Source organism: Pseudomonas profundi, from assembly GCF_008638305.1.
In the GTDB taxonomy this organism is placed as follows: Bacteria; Pseudomonadota; Gammaproteobacteria; order Pseudomonadales; family Pseudomonadaceae; genus Halopseudomonas; species Halopseudomonas profundi.
In genome coordinates, this window is the sequence record NZ_VTPZ01000009.1 from 77463 (window position 1) to 97764 (window position 20302).

Annotated in this window: 21 protein-coding genes and 1 other annotated feature; of the genes, 12 read left to right on the forward strand and 9 right to left on the reverse strand. The window is 55.0% G+C overall.

The features are described 5' to 3' along the window. The first annotated feature begins 391 nt into the window (after nt 1–391). From FZE95_RS13090 to FZE95_RS13115, 6 genes are all read left to right on the forward strand, one after another. Nucleotides 392–1489, forward strand: coding sequence for an NAD(P)/FAD-dependent oxidoreductase (locus FZE95_RS13090; RefSeq protein WP_150301312.1), 1098 nt, complete (start codon nt 392–394; stop codon nt 1487–1489). Nucleotide 1490: 1 nt separating this feature from the next. Continuing rightward, entirely contained in the window at nt 1491–1811 is a 321-nt protein-coding gene (locus FZE95_RS13095; protein ID WP_150301313.1) for a 2Fe-2S iron-sulfur cluster-binding protein, read from the forward strand. A gap of 15 nt (nt 1812–1826) precedes the next feature. After that, nucleotides 1827–2897, forward strand: coding sequence for an aromatic ring-hydroxylating dioxygenase subunit alpha (locus FZE95_RS13100; protein WP_150301314.1), 1071 nt, complete (start codon nt 1827–1829; stop codon nt 2895–2897). Next, nucleotides 2894–3958, forward strand: coding sequence for an apurinic/apyrimidinic endonuclease family protein (locus FZE95_RS13105; protein ID WP_150301315.1), 1065 nt, complete (start codon nt 2894–2896; stop codon nt 3956–3958). Before FZE95_RS13100 ends, FZE95_RS13105 begins: the two co-directional genes overlap by 4 nt. A 67-nt stretch (nt 3959–4025) precedes the next feature. Further along, on the forward strand, nt 4026–5342 hold the full coding sequence (locus FZE95_RS13110) for a DcaP family trimeric outer membrane transporter (protein WP_190324565.1): 1317 nt from the start codon (nt 4026–4028) through the stop codon (nt 5340–5342). Between the two features lie 139 nt (nt 5343–5481). Next, nucleotides 5482–5793 carry a type 2 periplasmic-binding domain-containing protein gene (locus FZE95_RS13115; RefSeq protein WP_150301317.1) on the forward strand — a complete coding sequence of 104 codons (312 nt, stop codon included), beginning with the start codon at nt 5482–5484 and terminating at the stop codon, nt 5791–5793. A 384-nt stretch (nt 5794–6177) separates the two neighbouring features. Here the strand turns inward: FZE95_RS13115 and FZE95_RS13120 are convergent, their stop codons facing one another. The 5 genes from FZE95_RS13120 to FZE95_RS13140 form a co-directional block, all read right to left on the reverse strand. After that, nucleotides 6178–6486, reverse strand: coding sequence for a VOC family protein (locus FZE95_RS13120; RefSeq protein WP_223825059.1), 309 nt, complete (start codon nt 6484–6486; stop codon nt 6178–6180). A gap of 180 nt (nt 6487–6666) precedes the next feature. Next, nucleotides 6667–8001 (reverse strand): MATE family efflux transporter, encoded by a 1335-nt coding sequence (locus FZE95_RS13125; protein WP_223825060.1) that lies wholly within the window; start codon nt 7999–8001, stop codon nt 6667–6669. After that, on the reverse strand, nt 7998–8519 hold the full coding sequence (locus tag FZE95_RS13130; protein WP_150301318.1) for a YqhA family protein: 522 nt from the start codon (nt 8517–8519) through the stop codon (nt 7998–8000). Before FZE95_RS13130 ends, FZE95_RS13125 begins: the two co-directional genes overlap by 4 nt. 40 nt (nt 8520–8559) lie before the next feature. Then, a complete protein-coding gene (locus FZE95_RS13135; RefSeq protein ID WP_150301319.1) occupies nt 8560–8862 on the reverse strand; it encodes a hypothetical protein in 303 nt (100 codons plus the stop codon). A gap of 62 nt (nt 8863–8924) precedes the next feature. Continuing rightward, entirely contained in the window at nt 8925–9407 is a 483-nt protein-coding gene (locus FZE95_RS13140) for an anti-virulence regulator CigR family protein (protein ID WP_150301320.1), read from the reverse strand. A 161-nt stretch (nt 9408–9568) separates the two neighbouring features. Here FZE95_RS13140 and msrP point away from each other — a divergent pair, with 161 nt between their 5' ends. Genes msrP through FZE95_RS13155 form a run of 3 tightly spaced genes read left to right on the forward strand, consistent with a single transcriptional unit; the run spans nt 9569 to nt 11593 of the window. After that, entirely contained in the window at nt 9569–10591 is a 1023-nt protein-coding gene (msrP, locus tag FZE95_RS13145) for a protein-methionine-sulfoxide reductase catalytic subunit MsrP (protein WP_150301321.1), read from the forward strand. Then, entirely contained in the window at nt 10581–11195 is a 615-nt protein-coding gene (locus FZE95_RS13150; RefSeq protein ID WP_223825061.1) for a protein-methionine-sulfoxide reductase heme-binding subunit MsrQ, read from the forward strand. The genes msrP and FZE95_RS13150 overlap by 11 nt, the downstream gene beginning before the upstream one ends. A 26-nt stretch (nt 11196–11221) precedes the next feature. Continuing rightward, nucleotides 11222–11593 carry a hypothetical protein gene (locus FZE95_RS13155; protein ID WP_150301323.1) on the forward strand — a complete coding sequence of 124 codons (372 nt, stop codon included), beginning with the start codon at nt 11222–11224 and terminating at the stop codon, nt 11591–11593. A gap of 65 nt (nt 11594–11658) precedes the next feature. On the opposite strand, the gene FZE95_RS13160 is transcribed toward FZE95_RS13155, so the two are convergent. Then, nucleotides 11659–12462, reverse strand: coding sequence for an enoyl-CoA hydratase-related protein (locus tag FZE95_RS13160; protein ID WP_190324566.1), 804 nt, complete (start codon nt 12460–12462; stop codon nt 11659–11661). Between the two features lie 246 nt (nt 12463–12708). Here FZE95_RS13160 and FZE95_RS13165 point away from each other — a divergent pair, with 246 nt between their 5' ends. Further along, nucleotides 12709–13212, forward strand: coding sequence for an outer membrane beta-barrel protein (locus FZE95_RS13165; protein ID WP_150301325.1), 504 nt, complete (start codon nt 12709–12711; stop codon nt 13210–13212). Here the strand turns inward: FZE95_RS13165 and FZE95_RS13170 are convergent. Both FZE95_RS13170 and FZE95_RS13175 read right to left on the reverse strand, forming a co-directional pair. Beyond that, nucleotides 13202–13339, reverse strand: a complete 138-nt coding sequence (locus FZE95_RS13170) for a hypothetical protein (protein WP_223825062.1) — start codon at nt 13337–13339, stop codon at nt 13202–13204. The genes FZE95_RS13165 and FZE95_RS13170 overlap by 11 nt on opposite strands. A gap of 338 nt (nt 13340–13677) precedes the next feature. Further along, a complete protein-coding gene (locus FZE95_RS13175) occupies nt 13678–14262 on the reverse strand; it encodes a hypothetical protein (RefSeq protein ID WP_150301326.1) in 585 nt (194 codons plus the stop codon). Nucleotides 14263–14497: 235 nt separating this feature from the next. On the opposite strand from FZE95_RS13175, the gene FZE95_RS13180 reads away from it, so the two are divergent. Beyond that, a protein-coding gene (locus FZE95_RS13180; RefSeq protein ID WP_096006128.1) for an IS3 family transposase occupies nt 14498–15720 on the forward strand; the annotation gives its coding sequence in 2 pieces (ribosomal slippage) (nt 14498–14783 and nt 14783–15720; 1224 coding nt in all). After that, nucleotides 14776–14892, forward strand: a sequence feature (AL1L pseudoknot). It overlaps the preceding gene by 117 nt. Before the next feature lie 36 nt (nt 15721–15756). Here FZE95_RS13180 and FZE95_RS13185 read toward each other — a convergent pair. Beyond that, on the reverse strand, nt 15757–16743 hold the full coding sequence (locus FZE95_RS13185) for a hypothetical protein (protein ID WP_263398688.1): 987 nt from the start codon (nt 16741–16743) through the stop codon (nt 15757–15759). A 633-nt stretch (nt 16744–17376) separates the two neighbouring features. Here FZE95_RS13185 and FZE95_RS13190 point away from each other — a divergent pair. Continuing rightward, nucleotides 17377–20241 carry a valine--tRNA ligase gene (locus FZE95_RS13190; RefSeq protein ID WP_150301327.1) on the forward strand — a complete coding sequence of 955 codons (2865 nt, stop codon included), beginning with the start codon at nt 17377–17379 and terminating at the stop codon, nt 20239–20241. The last annotated feature ends 61 nt before the right edge of the window (nt 20242–20302 follow it).

Genomic DNA, 20302 nt, shown 5'->3' on the forward strand with positions numbered 1-20302 from the left:
GATCAGTCCTCGTCTCAGCGGTTTTAAAATTCATCACTCAAATCTCGCGGGGGCGTACGCCGGAACGCGCCCCAGCCAAAAGCGTTATTTAGAGTCCTCTTAATTAGTTTATTTATTGCCATGTATGTCGGATGCAATCGTCATGCCACGAGCATCTGAGCTCGTGCCCAGCAAGCGCTTTATGGCGGTGAGATGACTAAAAGCAACCCGCCAAGACGAATCAAACCACCCAAAGCACAGTCGATCACGCACCCTAATTGGCCGAAATCAGCGAGGGCGCCCCAATTTTGAGCATTTCTAGTGTATACACTTATCCTGGCTAGCCGAGCCACCGCATGCAAGGCCGCGTTAAATTAAGCATTTACTAAATTAACGTAGTGTCATTTTAACTATGGCACGATTTCTGTATGTCTATCTACATGGTGAAGCACAGCTTTACTCCCACTCATTAGCTTGGGCAGAAATAATTGTTATGGCTTTGATTGAAACTGACGCTCTAATAATTGGTGCAGGCCCCTGCGGGCTCTTCGCCATCTTTGAACTCGGAATGCTCGACATCCGCTGCCATATTATCGACGCCCTGAATCAACCCGGCGGTCAATGCGCAGAGCTTTATCCAGAAAAGCCGATATATGACATCCCTGCCGTTCCTTCCATTACCGGACAACAACTGACCGCGAGCCTGATGAAGCAGGTGGAACCATTCGAGCCCTGCTTTCACTTCAACACCAAAGCTCATAGCCTCAGCGACCATGGAGACGGTCGTTGGAAGCTGACCACTGATCAAGGCGACAGCTTTATCGCTTCTGTCGTAGTCATTGCTGCGGGCGGGGGTTGCTTCGAGCCCCGGAAGGTCGCCTTGCGCGGTATAGACAGGTTTCACGGCACACAACTGCATTACGCTGTGCGAGATCCGGAGCGTTTCAAAGGGCGACGATTGGTCATCGCCGGGGGCGGCGATTCTGCACTTGATTGGACGTTGGGCCTGGCGGGTATAGCGGCGGAACTCACACTGGTGCATCGGCGCCCCGATTTTCGGGCCGCCCCCGCCTCCGTCAAAAAGGTCAGAGAGCTCATTGACAGCGGTCGGATTCACTTTCAAGCAGGCCATCTCAGCGGCTACAGCGGCGAAGCCCACCTCTCTAGCATCAAACTGGACAACGGTACGAACCAGGTCGAACTCGCTTGTGATGATGTGTTGGCTTTCTACGGTCTGACAGCCCAACCAGGGGGGCTATCCGGCTTTGGCGTGGCAATGGAAGGCGGGCGAGTCATCGTCGATCCCGAGCGCTTCGGAACCAATCTGTCCGGGGTTTACGCTATAGGCGACATTGCGGTGTATCCGGGCAAGCTCAAATTGATTCTATCGGGCTTCCATGAAGCCGCGCTGATGGCGCACCACGCAAAAACACTGGTTCACCCTGCGGCCCGTAACACCTTCCAACATAGCACGACCGCACTGAAACACATTCTGAAAACCGAGGCGTGACATGACTATTTCTGTAACAGACCGGGACAACCACACTCACGTACTGAGTCTCCAGGACCGCAATGCTTCCACGCTTATGGAACTTATTGCCGACGCCGGGATTTCAATTCTGGCCGAATGCGGGGGTGGATGCGTGTGCGCCACCTGCCACATATATGTTCAGAACCCAGACACGGTGCCGTTACCCGCCCCCAGCGAGGATGAAGAGAACGCGTTGGACTCTGCTTTCAACGTAAAAACCAACTCCCGCCTTTCCTGCCAGATTCCCCTGACGGAAGCACTCAAAGGGATCGAAATCGCCATCGCGCCAAACTGGCCCTAACTGACGGAGAACCATATGACCCAGTATATTCACAATACCTGGTACCCCTTGACATGGGCACGCAATCTGGAGCAATCCATTAGCCGGCATCGAGTTATCGAAGAGGATATCGTTGCTTACCGGGACACCAAAGGCCAAGTTGTAGCACTGCGCGATCTTTGTCCACACAAGATGGCGCCACTGTCCATCGGCACATTGCAAGGTGACGCAATTCAGTGCGGCTACCACGGTCTTCGGTTCAACTGCACTGGCCAATGTGTGCATGTTCCTGGTCAAGACAGAATCCCGCCCAGCATTCGTGTACATGCTTACCCCACCTGGGAAAACATGGGAATGGTATGGATATGGATGGGTGATCCTGCCTTGGCGGACGAGACCGCTATCTATGACCTGCCTGAATACAGAAAGGATAACTACAGCTATATAGAAGGAGACAGCCTAAGGCTGGAAGCCAACTACCTTAACTTGGCTGACAATCTATGTGACCCCTCTCATGTTGCCTTCGTGCATACCACAACGCTGTCCAACGCAAACCACGGCATTGTACCCGTCCACCATGAAGTGGAAGGAAGTAAGGTGACCACCTGGCGGTGGATTCTCGATTCACCGATCATCCCGATATTCCGTGGGCTAAAGAATTACCAGGGCAACGTCGACCGCTGGCATTATTATCATTATTACGCGCCATGCATCGCCATCATTGATTTTGGCAGTGCCCCAACCGGCCAAGGCGCTCCAGAGGGAGACCGGTCGAACTGCATTCAAATGTGGGCGTGTCACTTTATCACCCCCGTTGATAAAGATACCTGCATTCAACATTGGCTCCTGGTGAAAAACATACCGTCCGACCCGGACATCGATGCGACGTTGCTGGCCGGTCTACGCACGGCGTTTAACGAGGACAAGCTGGTTCTTGAAGCAATACAAAAGAACGAGAACAAGTATCCTGATTTTCGTCGGACCAGACTCTCCATTGATGCCTCCACACTTAAGATGCGCCGGATAGTCGATAAGATTATCGAGGCAGAGATTGCGCTGGCCGAGCCTGAAACAACTGAATTGTTGGCTCGAGGCATAGCCCAATGAACCCTCCCTTCCTGCCACCTATAGGGTGTAACGGGCGCGGTGTTCAGGACTCCTGCCTTGATCGCCCCATTACCATGGACGAGCCATCCATAGAGGAGCAGTTCAAGCTGGTAAAACGAACCGGGGATTTTGATTACTTTGATCGCCTTCCTCTGGACGGACAGCTTGAAACCTTTCTCTCCTGCATAGAGAAGTATGACCTGCCAGTACACACGACCAGCTGGCTGTATGAGCTAGGCAGTGACGATCACCTGATCGAAGAGCACATGAAGCGCACCGCCGAGGTGGGTTCCACCATCCATAATATGATGGTTTATAACCGACACGCCAACGGAAGGGCGTTAACGGACCAGGAGATCATAGACGCCTACCTGTTTTCTTATGATAAGGGGATGAGATACGGGGTTGAGCCCAGCTTCGAAAATCACGTCAATATGTGGTCAGAAGATCCTCGTCGCATCACACCCATAGCTGAAGCCGTGGAACGACGCGGAGTACCTTTCAATCTGACGCTGGATTACAGCCACGTCATTTTCAAGATAGGAAACCCTGTTGAACAGAAAATATCGGGGATCTGTGAGGACGTCGCCAGCCAACGTCTGATTCTTGACCCATTCGAAAAGGGCAACCTTCTGGATGAATGGCTGGAGCTGAACATCGTTCGCTGGCTCCAGGTCCGTTGTGTCGCACCCAATGGTCCACGCAATCTATGGGCACCGCATGATCCTGATATCTCTGCTGAGGCAATTGCGAAACAGTCCAGTTTTGAACTGCTCAAGGGAGAACCAGGGCGCGGCATTTTATATCCCTTCACGCGCCCAGCGCCCGGCGAATGGCATTCAGAATGGCACGCTTACAACGTGGAGCCAACTAAAGAGGTAGTTCGAAAAGTATTGAACCACCATCTTTGCCGTCTCGACTCGCGCCTTCGGTACATCACGACCGAAATGATTACGCTTCCCGATTATGCGCTCAACGCCAAATTTTCACTTATCGGACAGAACGCAGCAATCGCTAAATTTATTAGAGCTACGTGGAAACAACTGACTTTTCAGCAGTGACTGAAAAGCTGCAATAGCAAGCACCCCTATGCCAATACTCAACACCATAGACATGAAGAGGGATTCCATGAGTTTCAAATTCACCAAGACAAGTGCTGCGCTGATTGTGAGCGTATGCTTTTCTCAGGCCGCTTTTGCTGAGACTGACGAGGCCATGCAAAAAGAAATCAACATTTTGGCAGAACGCATCGAAGCATTGGAAAAGCAACGGAGAGAAGGAGAAAGCAACGCCACTGAACTTGCTCGGCAAGGAGAATCGATTTTAGACAAATCCTCTGGCAAAACCCTGGTGACATCAGAAGCAGGTGTCTTCCAGGTCACACCTAACACCAGCGTCAAATTTGGCGGCTATTTGCAGGCCGACGTGATTCACGATACACGCTTCGACAACGGTGAATACTTTAACGCTGGAGGCACCCCCGACAGCTCAGCGAAAGATCAGTCCAATAGCTATCTCACGGCCCGCCAGAGCAGACTGAATATGCTGACGACAACTGATGTCGGGACCGGAACGCCATTACAGGCGTTCTTCGAAATTGACTTCATGGGCAGCATGGCCAACGAAATCATGTCCAACTCACATAACTCTCGACTGCGCCACGCATACCTGCGCTACGGGCGCTATATGGTCGGTCAGAATTGGTCGAACTTTCAGGATTTCGTCGGTTATCCGGAGCTATTGGACATCGCAAGCCCCGCAGGGAGGGTGTTCGTCCGTCAAACCCAATTCCGTGTAGATGTTGGTCAATTCGCCTTCTCGATTGAGAACCCGGAAACTCAGGCAATCCAAGGAACAGCTATTCAAGCGGAGAGTCTGGGCGGTATCGGGCGTGACAGTGCACCCGATTTTGTTGCCTCGTGGCGCGGCGGTAACGGAGGCGCGCAAGGTAGCTATCAATTATCCGGGCTGCTGCGTCAACTCAGCGTGGACGGGACAGTAAATGGTGTAGATTATGATGAATCAAATACCGGCTGGGGCTTCAACACGGGCGCGCGATGGGATCTGGGAAGAACGGTATTAAAGGCTAATGCAGCCTATGGCGAAGGTATAGGCCGTTACATTAATAACGGCTGGGCGAACGACATCAGACTGAATGATGACGGTTCAGTCGACCTTATTACCAGCTGGGGCCTTTCCGCTGCCGTGGAATACAAATGGACGCCCAGAACAGCTTCCACTTTATCCTACGGCCACTTCCATAACGAGGATGACATCGGTGCGTTTGACACGGAAAGCCTTAATACCTATAGGGCTAACTATCGTTGGTACCCATTGGACCGCCTGATGGTAGCCGGCGAAATCATGCACGCCACGCGAAACTTCATTGACGGTCGTGACGGCGACAATACCCGCTTCCAGTTCTCTGTCCGTAAGTCGTTCTGATCTATCAGCGCGCATCCTATCCGACTTTGGTCGGCCGGAATGCGTGCTCATCCCACTAGACCGTACATAGGCCGTGGAAGTGGACTTACCCCGATGCGCATGTGTGTTCCATCGCTTTTTTAGTCGCGACGAGTTTGTTGTGGTCAGCCGCTCAAACGCCGCCATTGACTATGACAGCTACTTTGCCGCGCAGCACGTCACCGTCTCGTCGCGGCGCATGGGTTATGGTGTCGTCGACTTCGAACTGGCTCGCCAAGGCAGCAGACGCCAGATCGTCGCGCGCTGCCAACACTACGAGTCGGCCTTTCGTCTGGTCGCCGGCAGCGACCTGCTGCTAACCATGCCCCACGGTCTGGCGATGTCCAGTAACGCTTACCTGGGCAACCATATCCACCCACTGCCGCTGAGCATGCCGGGCGTGGAATTGCACCTTCTGACACAGAGAACGTGATTTGGATCCAGCCAATACCTGGCTGCGGCAAACGTTGCTCAGCGCCATGCAGTAGCAGGTCAGCTCTATTTCGCTCTTTCCGGACCTTCAACGGCTGGGATCGGTCCGAATTACGAATTAATGTTCACTCTGACCCTCATCTGACCCCAGTTCCTTCCCTCTGAATAAAGTCCGCAGAGATGAATCACGCAGGCATGCTCACCCGCGTTTCACCGCGCAGCTTGATGGGGCATTGGCAGGCGCCCCGGCTACAAATTAGGTCGCCAGGGGCGCCCCTGAGCCCATCAAGGCACCCCCACATTTGGCTGGAAATCGGTACTACTGCATGGAATGCAGACCGATCAGATTGCCCTCCGTGTCGTGCACCAGACTGATAAAGCCATGTTAGCCAATCGCCATTTTCTCGGTATGGATACTGCCGCCGGCGGTTACCGCACGGCCGGCGACGACGGCGCAATCCTCGCAATCGAAATACATCAATGTATCGCCCTGACCGGGTGTGACTTGCTCATTCTTGACCAGAGCGCCACCGGCTCCATGCCGGCCTGGCTCTGCCGGAAACACCCAGTACTCCATATTCATGTCACCAATATTTTCCAGGCGAATCTGAAATACCTCTTCGTAGAACGCCTTGGCGCGTACAAGCTCTTGAACATAGATTTCAGTCCAGACTACCGGGTTGTTATTGCTCATTGAAGCCTCCGGGTGCCCGTATGGGCCTGTCGGAGTAGGCACCTGTTGGGGAATGGACGACGGACCCGAAGAAGACAGACAAGCGACTTTATCGTCGCCCTGAAGAGTATAGATCGACGAAATCAGTTCAGGATCAGATCTCGCAGCCATTGATGAAAACAGCACGTTGATCAGAGAGGACTATTTGAACAGCAGCCTGTTGCGCCAGCCACCCCAACGGTAATAGCCCAGGGAAAACAGCGAACTGATCATGAAGCTGATACCTATCCCCAATGCCACGCCGTTATCGCCGAACAGGGCCGTCGCGCCATAGGCCAATGGCACGCGCAGAATCCATAGGGAGATAATGTTCAGCGCCAGCACCGCGAACATTGCGCCCGCTCCACGCACCACGCTGTTGAAGACGAAGTTCAGCCCGATGAAGGGGTAGAAGAAGGCAATCGTGCGTAAATAGCGGGTGCCAAACTCCACGCTGGCCTCGTCCTGAATGAACAGCATGACCAGCGGTTGCGCCCATATATAGAGCACCGTGCCCAACAGCAGCATGATGCTGGTGGTGTAGATGATGCCCGCTCGGGTGATCTGGCTGATCCGTGGCCAATGCCCGGCACCGATATTCTGCCCAGCCATGGCAGTGATGGCTGTTCCCAGCGCCACCGCCGGCAGCAGTATGAGGTGGTCCAGCCGCTGGGCAGCGCCAAAACCGGCCACCGCATGCGCCCCCAGACTGTTTACCAGCGACAATATGACCGTGGTGCCGGAATGGATCACCACCATCTGCAACCCGGAGGGCACTCCCAACCGCAGAATGGTCTGCACCTCTACCCAGCGGGGCAGCTGCAACCAGAAACCATGGCCAGGAAACTTCCGCGCCAGATGCACCAGACTGTAAAGAAATGCGCCGCCCTGGGCCGCCACAAACGCCAGCGCCGCCCCGGTGATGCCCCACTTAAATACCCCGATGAACAGGGGTGACAGCACAGTGATCAGCGCCGTGGCCAGAAGCACAAAGTACAGCGGGGTGCGGCTATCACCAAAGGCACGCAGAACGGTACTGATGAAGTTGTAGCCCACCAGCAGCAAAGTGCCGCCGAAGGTGATCTGCAGGTATATCCGCGCCTCGTCGATAATCGCCGCAGGCGTATTGAGCAACCTCAGCAGTGTATCGGCGAAGCCGTAGCCAGCCAGACCAATAAGTGCCGATAACGCCACCAGAATGATGAGGAAGGTGCTCAGATAGGCACGGATAGCCCCCGCATCGCCCCGGCCACGGAGCTGGGCAAAAATGGTCAGGGTGGCCTGATTGACGCCCATGACAAACGCAAGCACGACCATCATCAGAATGGTACCGACCGTGACCGCACCAAAAGCCGCACTGCCCAGCAGGTTACCCACCCACAGACCATTGATCAGCTGGATGGATACCTGCAACAGGCTAGTAACGACAATCGGCAGGGAAAAGCGCCCCAGGTGTCGGGCGATTGAGCCTTCAGTAAAGTTTTTCAGCGCGGTCAACCGTGATGATTGCTATGGCTTTTCCCCATCAGGAACAGTGAGGCCGCCAAGGCCAATACCGAAAGAGCCAGATAGATGATATCCAGCGGCGTCAGGAAGCGAATATCCATGACTGCTCTGAAGAACTCGATGATCACAGCCAGGATAACCACACGGACAATCTTGTTCTTCAGCTCGTCAAACGACTGAACATTAAAAGGATGGTTCTTGCCACTCTCCTCTGACGCCTCAATGGGCGACACGAACAGCCGGTATATGCCTAGCCCGAAAATGAGCAGCACCACCGCGATCAAGTAGATATCGATTGCAATGATGATGTCAGTCACCAGGAACTCGTGGATATCTGTCGTACCTGTGCCGAGGTAATAATTAACGGTAGCCATTACCAGCTGAAGAATATCCATGGTTCCCACAACGAATAACGTCAGAGAGCCCAGAAGACTGGAGAGCACGGCAATAAGCACCAGAAAACGGGAGTGCCACAGAAACTGCTCGAACTTTTTTTCTAGGGAATTCATTAATGATAAGACCTGTAAGTGATAATTGTGCCGCTGCCCGTCAGCTCTTCTTGCGCTTATAGGCAGGCTGATCGTATCGGGCGTAGTTGATCACCGAATCCTGCCACTGAGAGACACTTTCCGCGCGCCGGGCATCGATAGTCTTACCGAAAGCGGCAAAGTGCGCCCGCTCCATCATCTCGGCCATCTCCTTACCGGTAGCGAATCCTAAAAAATACGCGCCCTGCATGAAGCCTTCCAGGCGGTGACGGTCCTCCGCCGGCACTTTGTAGCCTTCACTCAGTGCCGAGAAGTATTTGCGTAACCGCCTTTCCACTTCGGACAAATAGCCGTCTTTGTTCATGGTCCAATCCCTCGTCTGTTGCTCCCTGTCAGTCCCTTATCTCTGCGTTAAGGACTTGGCGCTTAATCGAACACGTCGTACAGAATATCGGCGATCACGCCGGTCACCACAGACACCAATATCAATTCAGTGCCCGCCGTCTGCCATTCATAACCCGAATGCTGCGGTAGGCGGTCAAGAAAGGCGCCGGACTGCACTTTCTTGGCGATACCCGGCGGCAACGGCTTGCCCCGCCCCAGGTTCTTGCGAATACCGGGCGGCAATTCAGCGTACCCGTTAAAACCGGCACTGTGCGCGTATTCCCGGGCGCGCGTTGCAGTAATGCCCGCATGCACCAGCGAATCAAGAATGTCCCGGTCGCGGTGTTGATCCTCGCGATCCCGACTGCCCTGCCCTTTGCTCGAATTACCCTTACCGGACTGACCCGCATGCTCGGCTGAATGCTTATGCTTCGGGCCCTTGCCCTCCGGCGGAGCGGCCTGCGCGGTGATGGCGAACAAGCTGCCAGCGATGAACAGCGTCATCACGGTTTTACGTCGTTGCATATTCCATTACTCACTTGAGTTAACTTTCATCCAACCCCGATTCTGGCACCTTTCGTCCCTCGGCTGTTGGTATCAATCGTTTTGTCGTTATCATCCGTGTTGAACAGGCAATAACCGCCGGCATCGGCCTTTTGTCGGGGACGTCTGTTGAGGAGGCCCGCATGAAACGTACCGATGCATTCAATTCCGGCTTGAGCGAGAACGATATCACCGACGAGTCGGTATTTCTCAATCGTCGCCAGCTACTGCGCCAACTGGGCTTTATCGGCGCTGGTGGCCTGCTGGCTAGCACGTCCGGGCATGCCAGCGCCGGCCTGCTCGACTTGCTGGGCATTACCGATACGCCCGCAGAATCAGGCTTTAGCACCGAGCCGCTCTCGTTTGCCGCCGCGGACCGCAGTCCCGGACAGGTGCTGACCACCGAAGACAAGGTCACTGGCTACAACAATTTTTACGAATTTGGCACCGACAAGGCCGATCCGCGCCGCCACGCCCAGGATATGCAGGTCAAACCCTGGACCTTGACCGTGGGCGGCGAAGTCAACCAACCGCTAACGCTGGATTACGACGACCTGTTCCGCTTTGAGCTGGAAGAGCGCATTTACCGCCTGCGCTGCGTCGAGGCCTGGTCAATGGTCATTCCGTGGGTGGGGTTTCCGCTGGCCGCTTTATTGAAGCGGGCCGACCCCAACTCCGATGCCCGCTATGTGGCGTTTGAAACGCTGCACGACCCGGAAAATATGGCCGGCCAGCGCAACCGCTTTGCCGGCGGCGGTCTCGACTACCCCTACGTGGAGGGGCTGCGTATTGATGAAGCCATGCATCCGCTGACGCTGGTGGCGGTGGGTCTGTACGGCAAGACCCTGCCACCCCAGAACGGCGCGCCGGTGCGACTGCTCGTACCCTGGAAATACGGCTTCAAAAGTATCAAGTCGGTGGTCAGCATCCGACTGGTGAAGGAGCAACCGCCCACCAGCTGGAATCTGGCTGCACCGCGCGAATACGGCTTTTACGCCAATGTAAATCCGCAGGTGGATCATCCGCGCTGGAGCCAGGCCAGTGAGCGGCGCATCACCCGCGGCGGACTGGGCAGCGATGAGCGCATCCCCACGCAACTGTTTAACGGTTACGCAGAGCAGGTGGCACACCTGTATAAGGACATGGACCTCAAGCGTGCGTTTTAAAGCCTTGCAGCTGCTGGTTCACGGACTGAGCCTGGGGTGGCTCGGGTGGGTGTATTATCTGGGTTTCTCGGACCAGTTGGGCGGCGATCCGGTGGAGGCCATTATCCATTACACCGGCAAGGGCGCCCTGCATCTGTTGATGCTGACCTTGCTGGTCGCGCCACTCAGCCGCTGGTTGAAGCAGCCTCGGCTGATGCGCCTGCGACGCCCGCTGGGGCTCTACAGCGCGCTATGGGCAGTCGCACACGTCAGTAATTATCTGACCTTTGACCTGCAGTTTGACTGGCGATTGATAGCGTCGGAACTGGTGCAACGACCCTATATTGTCGTCGGCCTGACGGCCCTGCTGATATTGCTGGTACTGGCCGTCACCTCGCTGCCGAAACTGGTGAGAAAACTGGGTCGCCGTTGGCGCACCCTGCACAGCGGGATTTATCTGGCACTGGTGCTGGTGTGCGTGCATTTCTGGTGGTCGGTCAAAGGGTTCGAGCTGGAGCCGCTGATCTATGGCCTGGTCGCGCTGGTGCTGTTGTCGCTCAAGCGGCGGCCATTGTGGCGGCTGGCGGAGCGTGCGCAGAAGGCCAGGCCCCCTATGGTAAAATAGCCGCTAAATTTAATCCGGAAACCCCAATGCTTATATACTTTCTGATCGCCTGCGACCGCCTTGAAGAAAAGCGCGAGAAAAAACTGAGGCAGAACCTGCCGGAGCTGCAAGCGGCTTTGCAGGCGTACGTTGATGCCAACACAGCTAACCAGGTCACGCTGATCAATGAGTGCGAGAGCGAGAATTGCGAAGACTGGCAGCTGGGAATCAGCCAGCGGGTGAAGAAGAATATTCACCTCAATTTGCCAGTGGATCTGTTCAACGGACTAGCCGAACAATATGGCATTGATTGCGAGGTAGGTTATATCGAAGACGATGCCCGCGAGCCGGTCAGTTATTTCGGTAAGCACGAGGGCAAGGGTGAGGCATTTTTGATAGCAGAGTATTTGGGGTTATAGCAGCGCACCCGGCGTGGTGATGGTCCCCGAATCAATGCCAACCGACCATAGTGGCTTTAACTCCATCAATCGGGTCGGGGAAACCGAGGCGCACGCTTTGCCTTGAAAGCCGCTATACCTTCCGCTGCCTCCGCCCCGCCCAGAGCAATCGCCATCAGCTGCTTTTCGCGTTCAAGCTGGCGCTCGAAGACCTCCCTGACGGGTCCATCGAGCAGCTGCAAAATGGCAGTCTGCGACGCCCGGGCACCTTCTGCGAGCTGGGCTCCTAGCTCCAGCGCGGTTTCCAGCGCCTTACCTGGCGCCACGATATGATTGACTACGCCTGCCTGAGCGAATCGCTCAACCGGCAGCCTGCCACCAAACAACGCAATTTCAGCGGCCAGTTGATGGGGCAGATTGGTGGCGAGAAATACGGAACCACCGCCGTCCGGCACCAGACCGGCCTTCACATACGCCAGAGAAATGTAACTGCCCTGCGCCGCGACAATCAGGTCCGCCGCAAAGGCCAGCGAAGCCCCGGCGCCCGCCGCCCCGCCTTCGATCGCGGCAATCACCGGCTTGGGACAGAACTTCAGCTTGAGCACCAGATCATGCAGACGCTGAATCAGCGCCTCGCGCTCCGCCATAGACAACGCCGCGCGGGTCTCCAGCGAACGCAGATCACCGCCTGAACAAAAGAAATCGCCTGCGCCGCGTAGCACTATGTTTGCGATGTCCGGATTGTCCAGCGCCGCATCAATATGGCTTTCCATCTGTATATACATGGCCGTCTCCAGAGCATTGCGCTTATCCGGCCGGTTCAGGGTAAGCACGAGCGTAGGGCCATGGCTTTCAGCGAGTACGCTGTCGTTCGTTTGAGATGCGTTCATGAAGGGAGTCCGTGTCGTATGCGATGCGCATACAATACCGGAGGAGACCGAATCACGGGATCCGCTGATATCCGGGGTGCCGTTCTGTTTATGGTGATTAAAAAGGTAGTGCTCAATGTTCATCTGACCCCGATTTCTGCTGTCTATACTTAATGATGGGTGACAGTCGATTTTTGTAGCCCTAACACTGGGAGCAGATCATGAATAAAAAGAGAATTTTTAGCGCAATTTTTGTTGACGTTGGGGATGACGGCCGATGCCCTCGCAGATAATGACTTCTATGGCGGAGCGAGCATCGGGCAGGCTACGATCGAAGCGTGCGACGGTGTCACCAATTGCGACGATGAAGACACCAGCTGGAAGATCTTCGGCGGTTGGGAGATGAATCCGAATATCGCCTTCGAGGCCGGTTGGGTGGATTTTGGTGAAATCACCGGATCGGTAGGCGGTTCGGCAGTCAGCGCCGAAGTGGACGGCTGGACTCTCGCGGCAAAAGGCATCCTGCCTATCAACGAACAGTTCGGCGTGTTCGGCGTGTTCGGCGTGTTCGGTAAGTTCGGCGCGATTATGTGGGATGTTAAAGGGAGCGGTGCCGCTTCCGGTACTAGCGACGATGGCACCGACCTAATGTATGGGCTCGGCGCTCAATACATGATCACTAACCAGTTCGGTATTGTCGGTGAGTGGGAGTGGTTCGATATTGACAGTGATGTTGACCTTTTTTCGGTCGGGGTACTGTTCAAGTTCTAAGATGCTCGATCAAGCCAAGGAACCCAATACGATCCTCGTCATCTTCGTAAATCGGCTCCCGCCGGTCGCCCCGAGCGGTGATGTGATAAAGCGCCCCGGCGAATTCCAGTCGTAGTGGTCGGGCCATTCCTTGGCTCCTTTGGTAGGAAAAGGAATGAGGTTGCCTACAAATACAGCGCCGGGCAACCACCGATGCGGGGGAGGGCAAAGGCAAGACCTGACCCCGTTTCCGCATAGGTGCTGGTGGGTGTGCATTTCTGGTGGTCAGTCAAAGGGTCCGAGCTGGAGCAGCTGATCTATTGCCTGGTAGCGCTGTGCTGCTATCTTTCAAGCGACGGCCATTGTGGCGGGTGGTGTCATGGGCAAAGAGAGCGCTCTCAGCATAAGCACTAAGCCTGAGAACACAACACACCGGGCCAGATGAAATTTAATTTAAACTTCCCCACTTATCGGATAAGGAGCACCTTAGCCGCGACCAAGCCGCCGGACGCGCCGTATGGTTAGCTCAGATACTCGTTTCCAGTAGTACACCGCCTTCGCGGCTATTCTGGAGTTGTATTCTTTTTTGAAGTCAACTGAATAAACCTCAGCCCTCCCTATTTCGACAACAGTAATATCGTTACAGCGAAGTTCATGATATCCATGCGAGGTTTCAATCGTGAATATTAGTTGGGCGGGGATTTTCTTCTCTCCAAGGATCTCGATGCGCAGATCGATGTTTCCTTTCGCAGGAACCTCTGACTCTTGTTTTACCATGAACACAGAATTCCGGCTGGATAGTCGCTCAGCGTACATAGGCTTCCCTCCTACCCGTTGCTCCACCTCGAAATATTTCTGCGAGAAGCAATCAATTCGCTTGGTTGCGACCGGGTACGATTTTCTGTTCCGTGTCACAAGGATAAACGTCAGGCCCTTATCTTTTTTATGTACCACCACCCTGGGAATACTCAGCGGCTTTCGCCTACTGTCATACCACCCACCCATAACTGACATAATCGCTATGAGCGCTGCCAAGGAGGCAAGTGTATCTACAACAACTTTAAACTCCATGAGCACTCCAAAAAATAATAGTGATTAGCCCGCAAGCGACACTAGCGTAAGAAGATTAGAAAAGGGAACCCCTATACACCATCCTCGCCCATAAGAAACGTAGCGATTGTAGAGTAACAGGCAGGATTCGCTATCAAAATGCTTGATCTGTAACGCCCTTCTCCTAGACTGCCTCAGCGCAATCCATGAATCACACCGGGTTTCGTGGAGGCCTCAACTCTTGAGAGAATGAAGCATGAAGAAATCCAATAGCTACTCCCCTGAAGTCCGTGAACGTGCTGTGCGCATGGTTCTGGAGAACTTGAAGGACTACCCATCCGAGTGGGCAGCCATCGAGTCCATTGCACCCAAAATTGGCTGTGTCCCACAGACGCTGCATGGCTGGGTGCGCAAGCACCAGACCGACAACGGCCAGCGACCCGGTCAGACGACTGAGGAGCGGGACCGCATCAAGGCCCTGGAGCGCGAGAATCGTGAGCTGCGTAAAGCGAACGAGATCCTCCGCCTGGCCAGTGCTTATTTTGCCCAGGCGGAGCTCGACCGCCGCAACAAACCCTGAACGGCTTCGTCGACGAATATCGTGACCGTTACGGAGTCGAGTCGATCTGCCGAGTGGTGCAGATTGCTCCGTCCGGTTACTACCGGCATGCAGCTCGAGCTCGCCAGCCAGCGCTACGCAGCATGCGGGCCAGACAAGACGAGCTGCTGAGTAGTGAGATCCAACGCGTCTGGGATGACAACATGCAGTGTTATGGCGTCGTGAAGGTGTGGAAGCAGCTACATCGAGAGCGTATCAACGTCGCGCGTTGCACGGTGCAAAGGTTGATGCGCCGGCTTGGGTTACAGGGTGTTCGCCGCGGCCAGATAATCCGTACTACGGTGCCTGATGGGAAGCTTGTATGCCCGCTCGACAAGGTCAATCGCCAATTCCATGCCAGTCGCCCAAACGAGCTGTGGGTCTCAGACTTTACCTACGTTTCAACGTGGCAGGGCTGGCTGTACGTGGCCTTCGTGATAGATGTCTTTGCACGCAGAATCGTTGGCTGGCGCGTCAGCAACAACATGAAGACTGAGTTCGTGCTGGATGCGCTGGAGCAGGCGCTGTATGCAAGGCAGCCAGGACGATCAGATAATCTGATCCACCATAGTGACCGTGGCAGTCAATACGTCTCCATCCGCTACACAGAGCGTCTCGCGGAGGCCGGAGTAGAGCCCTCTGTTGGTAGCAAAGGAGACAGCTACGACAACGCTTTGGCTGAGACCATCAACGGATTGTACAAGGCGGAACTGATACACCGGCAATCATGGCGGAGTCGCGAAGCAGTAGAAATAGCCACCCTGAAATGGGTTCACTGGTTCAATCATCAGCGCCTTCTGGGATCGATTGGACATATACCGCCGGCAGAAGCTGAGGCAAACTTCTACCAGCAACACACAGGTCAGGCCGTGGCGGCCTGACTTAAACGGAATGGCCTCCATAAAACCCGGTACGATTCAAGGTTGCGGCGTGTACCAAACCCCGCGCGCCTTTCTTAAGTTCGGGTCATATTCACTTAGGAAGGTTTCGTAAAAATGGATTATAGGGTCTTCCATTTTGGTGGACTTCCCGTAGTTCTTTAAAATTTCTTCTACATTGCATGCCAGAAATATTTCTGAAAGATTTTCAACAACCCACTTGATTCTGTCGTCAATATCCGGCCCTGCAATGTAGCCAAACAGTTTTCGTAGAAATGGATTCGACTTTGGAATAAGTTCAGCTGCTTCTTGCCGACTAAACGTATCTAAGGTTGGATCATGTAATCGCGCTGCAAACATTCCGTAAGCAATGGTTTGAGCATAAACATCTGCAAATCCTTGTGGCGTGATGTCATGTATCAAAATTTCCTTGAAAGCCAGCATTTGATCTTTCAGCGTACTATCTTCTTGGTTAGTTTCATCGCTAGATAAAGCTTTTCCGATGATATCAGAAAGCAAGCGGGCCTTGCCCGCCATCATTTCTGCTAATTTCTTGGGGCTTTTTATTGTTTGCCCAACGTGAACGCAAAAATCTTTGATTAGATTTTCAAAATCTCCAAAATTTTCTGGCAAAGGTTTTATGTCTTTGCCTGTTATTTCTGCAATGGCAATCTTAGTAACGAGCTCACCTTCTAGGTAAAGGTGAAAGTTGATGTAGTCCGTAAAAATCAGGTTGTTTAGAGAGGCTTTATAACGGTCAAATTGTTCTTTGTTCCCAGTCTTCTTGGTACCTTCAAGGTCTTTATCGCCAATGTCTTTCGCTTCAATAAAACCAACAGGAATATTCTTCTTCGTTAAAATATAGTCAGGTGCGCCACAAATCTGTCTTTTTGGCTCGTTAGTAACAAGAACACCTGAAACAAGAGATTTGATTAGTTCAGCTAAATCACCCCGATAGGTATGCTCAGTTGCATGGCCTGATTTGTAGTGTTGATTAACCTTGTCTAGGTAATTATTAATACTCATTGGTTTCCTTACTTGGTCTCAACTCGAGAGGCACATAACGGTGGTTATATGGAATTCCCGATATGGAACATTCATTACTTCCCGCATAACAACCCAACCTGGCCTATCCGTTAAAGCTTAAACCTTATTCAAATCAAAAACTTAACGATGGCACTGCAGACGGCCACGTAATCGCTTGAATTCCGCATTTTTTCAATTTCCAGACCACTGGCTCCCCACGCCCCCCCCAGACACGCTACCGCCGGCCCTCAATTGGCAGGCAAGCCGGTACGCTATCAATTCGAGTATGGAAGGTAGGCTGTCCTTGCCGCTTGGGCGGGAACTGCTGCAATCCATTGCTGAGCCCGCAACATAGCCCAGGGGAGTGGCGCTTGGCTATAAGCGGAAGGCCGTGAGGCGGGACACAGATGCCATGTGGTGCATGACAAGCTCCGAAAGCATGCTGAACACCAAGCGACTAATGATGCCTCCCCCGCCCCACCTCGTTATAATGGCCGTTTTGCGCCAACTGCCCATGGCATCCGCTGGTTCTGCGCTTGCGCCCCTTCATTCACAGGGCGAGCTGCAGGCTATGCGTGGCATGCTGTGGTACCACGTTAAAGTCGCCAGCCATCACCGGACAGCCAAACACCCATGGAAAAAACCTACCAGCCGCACGCCATCGAATCTTCCTGGTACCAGACCTGGGAGCAGAACAACTACTTTGCTCCGCAGGGCTCCGGCGAGTCGTACACCATCGCGCTGCCGCCGCCGAACGTGACCGGCAGCCTGCACATGGGCCACGGGTTCAATAACGCGATCATGGATGCGTTGATCCGCTTTCGCCGGATGCAGGGTCGCAACACGCTGTGGCAGCCGGGCACCGACCACGCGGGTATCGCGACGCAGATGGTGGTTGAGCGCCAGCTCGCCGCTCAGGGTCAGTCACGTCATGATCTGGGCCGCGACAGGTTTCTGGAAAAGGTCTGGGAATGGAAGGAAGAGTCCGGCGGCAACATTACCCGTCAGATTCGCCGGCTGGGCAGTTCGGTGGATTGGAGCCGTGAGCGCTTCACCATGGATGAAGGCATGTCCGAGGCGGTTCAGGAAGCCTTTGTGCGTTTGCATGAAGACGGCCTGATCTACCGCGGCAAGCGTCTGGTGAACTGGGATCCGAAGCTGCACACCGCCATTTCCGACCTTGAAGTGGAAAACCACGACGAGACCGGTTCGCTGTGGAATCTGCGTTACCCCTTGGCTGATGGCGCGACCACAGCCGAAGGCAAGAATTATCTGATCGTTGCCACCACGCGTCCGGAAACCATGCTCGGTGATACCGCCGTCGCGGTGAACCCGGAAGACGAGCGTTATCAGGCGCTGATCGGCAAGTTCGTCGAGCTGCCTTTAGTGGGCCGGCGCATCCCGATTGTGGCCGATGATTATTGCGACCCTGAGTTCGGCACCGGTTGCGTGAAGATCACCCCGGCACACGACTTCAATGACTATGAAGTCGGCAAGCGCCACAAGATGCCGCTGATCAACATTCTGGACAAGGATGCGGCGGTATTGGCCCGCGCCCAGGTGTTCAACATCGACGGCAGCGTTAATGAAGAAGTGGATGCCACGCTGCCCGCCGCCTATGCCGGGCTGGATCGCTTCGAGGCGCGCAAGCGTATCGTCGAAGACTTTGATGCCGCCGGCCTGCTGGAAAAGATCGAACCCCACGCACTCAAGGTGCCCAAGGGCGACCGCTCCGGTGTGATTATCGAGCCCTGGCTCACCGATCAGTGGTACGTGTCCACCAAGCCGTTGGCCGAGCCGGCGATTGCGGCGGTCGAGGACGGTCGTATCCAGTTCGTACCCAAGCAGTACGAGAACATGTACTTCAGCTGGATGCGCGACATTCAGGATTGGTGTATCTCCCGCCAGCTGTGGTGGGGCCACCGCATTCCGGCCTGGTATGACGAAGCCGGCAAGGTGTACGTCGGCCGCGACGAGGCGGAAGTACGCGCCAAGTACAACCTGGGCGACGCCACGCTGCGCCAGGACGAAGACGTACTGGATACCTGGTTCAGTTCCGGCCTGTGGACCTTCTCTACCCTCGGCTGGCCCGAGCAGACCCAGGCGCTGAAGACCTTTCACCCCACCGATGTGCTGGTGACCGGTTTTGACATCATCTTCTTCTGGGTCGCGCGGATGATCATGATGACCATGCATCTGATGAAGCATGGCGACGGCAGCGCGCAGATCCCATTCAAGACGGTGTATGTGCACGGTCTGGTGCGTGATAGCCAGGGCCAGAAGATGTCCAAGTCCAAGGGCAACGTGCTGGATCCACTGGATATCATCGACGGCATCGACCTTGAATCGCTGGTGGCCAAGCGTACCAGCGGCATGATGCAGCCCAAGCTGGCCGCCAAAATTGAGAAGCAGACCCGCGCCGAATTCCCCGAGGGCATCGCGCCCTACGGTACCGACGCGCTGCGCTTCACCAACCTGTCGCTGGCCTCCACCGGCCGTGACGTAAAGTTCGATATGGGCCGGGTCGAGGGCTATCGCAACTTCTGCAACAAGATCTGGAACGCCGCGCGTTACGTGATGATGCAGTGCGAAGAGAACGACACCGGCGTGAATGGCGAGCAGGTTGAGCTGACGTTGGCCGACCGCTGGATTATTTCCCAGCTGCAGCGCACCGAAGCCGAAGTGACCCGTCATCTGGATCAGTTCCGTTTCGACATGGCTGCCCAGGCGCTCTATGAGTTCATCTGGAACCAGTACTGCGACTGGTATCTGGAGCTGTCCAAGCCGGTATTGTGGGACGAGAACGCACCGGCCGAGCGCCAGCGCGGTACGCGCCGCACACTGGTGCGCGTGCTGGAAACCGCACTGCGTCTGGCACACCCCTTCATGCCCTTTATCACGGAAGAAATCTGGCAGCGTATTGCGCCGCTGGCAGGCCGCATCAAGGCCGGAGAGACGGGCCAGACCATCATGCTGCAGCCCTGGCCGCAGAGCGATGACAGCCGCGTCGACACCGTCGCCGAAAGCGATATCGAATGGCTCAAGGGTCTGATCATTGGTGTGCGTAACATCCGCGCGGAAATGAACATCGGTCCAGGCAAGCCGCTTGAGCTGCTGCTGCGCAAGGCCAACAGTGAAGATCAGCGCCGCCTGGGCGAGAACGAGGCTTTCCTGAAGAAGCTGGCGAAGCTGTCATCTATCACCGTGCTTGGCGAGGCCGACGAAGCGCCATTGTCGGCCACCGCACTGGTCGGCGAGCTGGAAGTGCTGGTGCCTATGGCCGGACTGATCGACAAGACCGCCGAACTGGCGCGTCTGGACAAGGAAATCGGCCGGCTCGAAGGCGAGATCAAGCGTGTTGCCGGCAAGCTGGGTAATGCCGGTTTTGTCGACAAGGCACCCGCTGCGGTTATCGACAAGGAGCGCGCCAAGCTGGCCGAGGCCGAACAGGCCCTGACCCAGCTCAGCGAGCAGCGCTCGCACATCGCCAGCCTGTAATTGCCCGATACCCACCTGGCCATGACAGGTGGGTCTGCTGCGCGCGTGTGAGCCAGCAGCG

Coding starts and splice junctions, on each gene's coding strand:
- FZE95_RS13110 (WP_190324565.1), top strand. CDS start 4,026: ATGAGTTTCAAATTCACCAAGACAAGTGCTGCGCTGATTGTGAGCGTA.
- FZE95_RS13185 (WP_263398688.1), bottom strand. CDS start 16,743: ATGAGTATTAATAATTACCTAGACAAGGTTAATCAACACTACAAATCA.
- FZE95_RS13135 (WP_150301319.1), bottom strand. CDS start 8,862: ATGAACAAAGACGGCTATTTGTCCGAAGTGGAAAGGCGGTTACGCAAA.
- FZE95_RS13160 (WP_190324566.1), bottom strand. CDS start 12,462: ATGAACGCATCTCAAACGAACGACAGCGTACTCGCTGAAAGCCATGGC.
- FZE95_RS13105 (WP_150301315.1), top strand. CDS start 2,894: ATGAACCCTCCCTTCCTGCCACCTATAGGGTGTAACGGGCGCGGTGTT.
- FZE95_RS13165 (WP_150301325.1), top strand. CDS start 12,709: ATGACGGCCGATGCCCTCGCAGATAATGACTTCTATGGCGGAGCGAGC.
- FZE95_RS13140 (WP_150301320.1), bottom strand. CDS start 9,407: ATGCAACGACGTAAAACCGTGATGACGCTGTTCATCGCTGGCAGCTTG.
- FZE95_RS13095 (WP_150301313.1), top strand. CDS start 1,491: ATGACTATTTCTGTAACAGACCGGGACAACCACACTCACGTACTGAGT.
- FZE95_RS13190 (WP_150301327.1), top strand. CDS start 17,377: ATGGAAAAAACCTACCAGCCGCACGCCATCGAATCTTCCTGGTACCAG.
- FZE95_RS13170 (WP_223825062.1), bottom strand. CDS start 13,339: ATGGCCCGACCACTACGACTGGAATTCGCCGGGGCGCTTTATCACATC.
- FZE95_RS13120 (WP_223825059.1), bottom strand. CDS start 6,486: ATGAGCAATAACAACCCGGTAGTCTGGACTGAAATCTATGTTCAAGAG.
- FZE95_RS13155 (WP_150301323.1), top strand. CDS start 11,222: ATGCTTATATACTTTCTGATCGCCTGCGACCGCCTTGAAGAAAAGCGC.
- FZE95_RS13090 (WP_150301312.1), top strand. CDS start 392: ATGGCACGATTTCTGTATGTCTATCTACATGGTGAAGCACAGCTTTAC.
- FZE95_RS13175 (WP_150301326.1), bottom strand. CDS start 14,262: ATGGAGTTTAAAGTTGTTGTAGATACACTTGCCTCCTTGGCAGCGCTC.
- FZE95_RS13100 (WP_150301314.1), top strand. CDS start 1,827: ATGACCCAGTATATTCACAATACCTGGTACCCCTTGACATGGGCACGC.
- FZE95_RS13130 (WP_150301318.1), bottom strand. CDS start 8,519: ATGAATTCCCTAGAAAAAAAGTTCGAGCAGTTTCTGTGGCACTCCCGT.
- msrP (WP_150301321.1), top strand. CDS start 9,569: ATGAAACGTACCGATGCATTCAATTCCGGCTTGAGCGAGAACGATATC.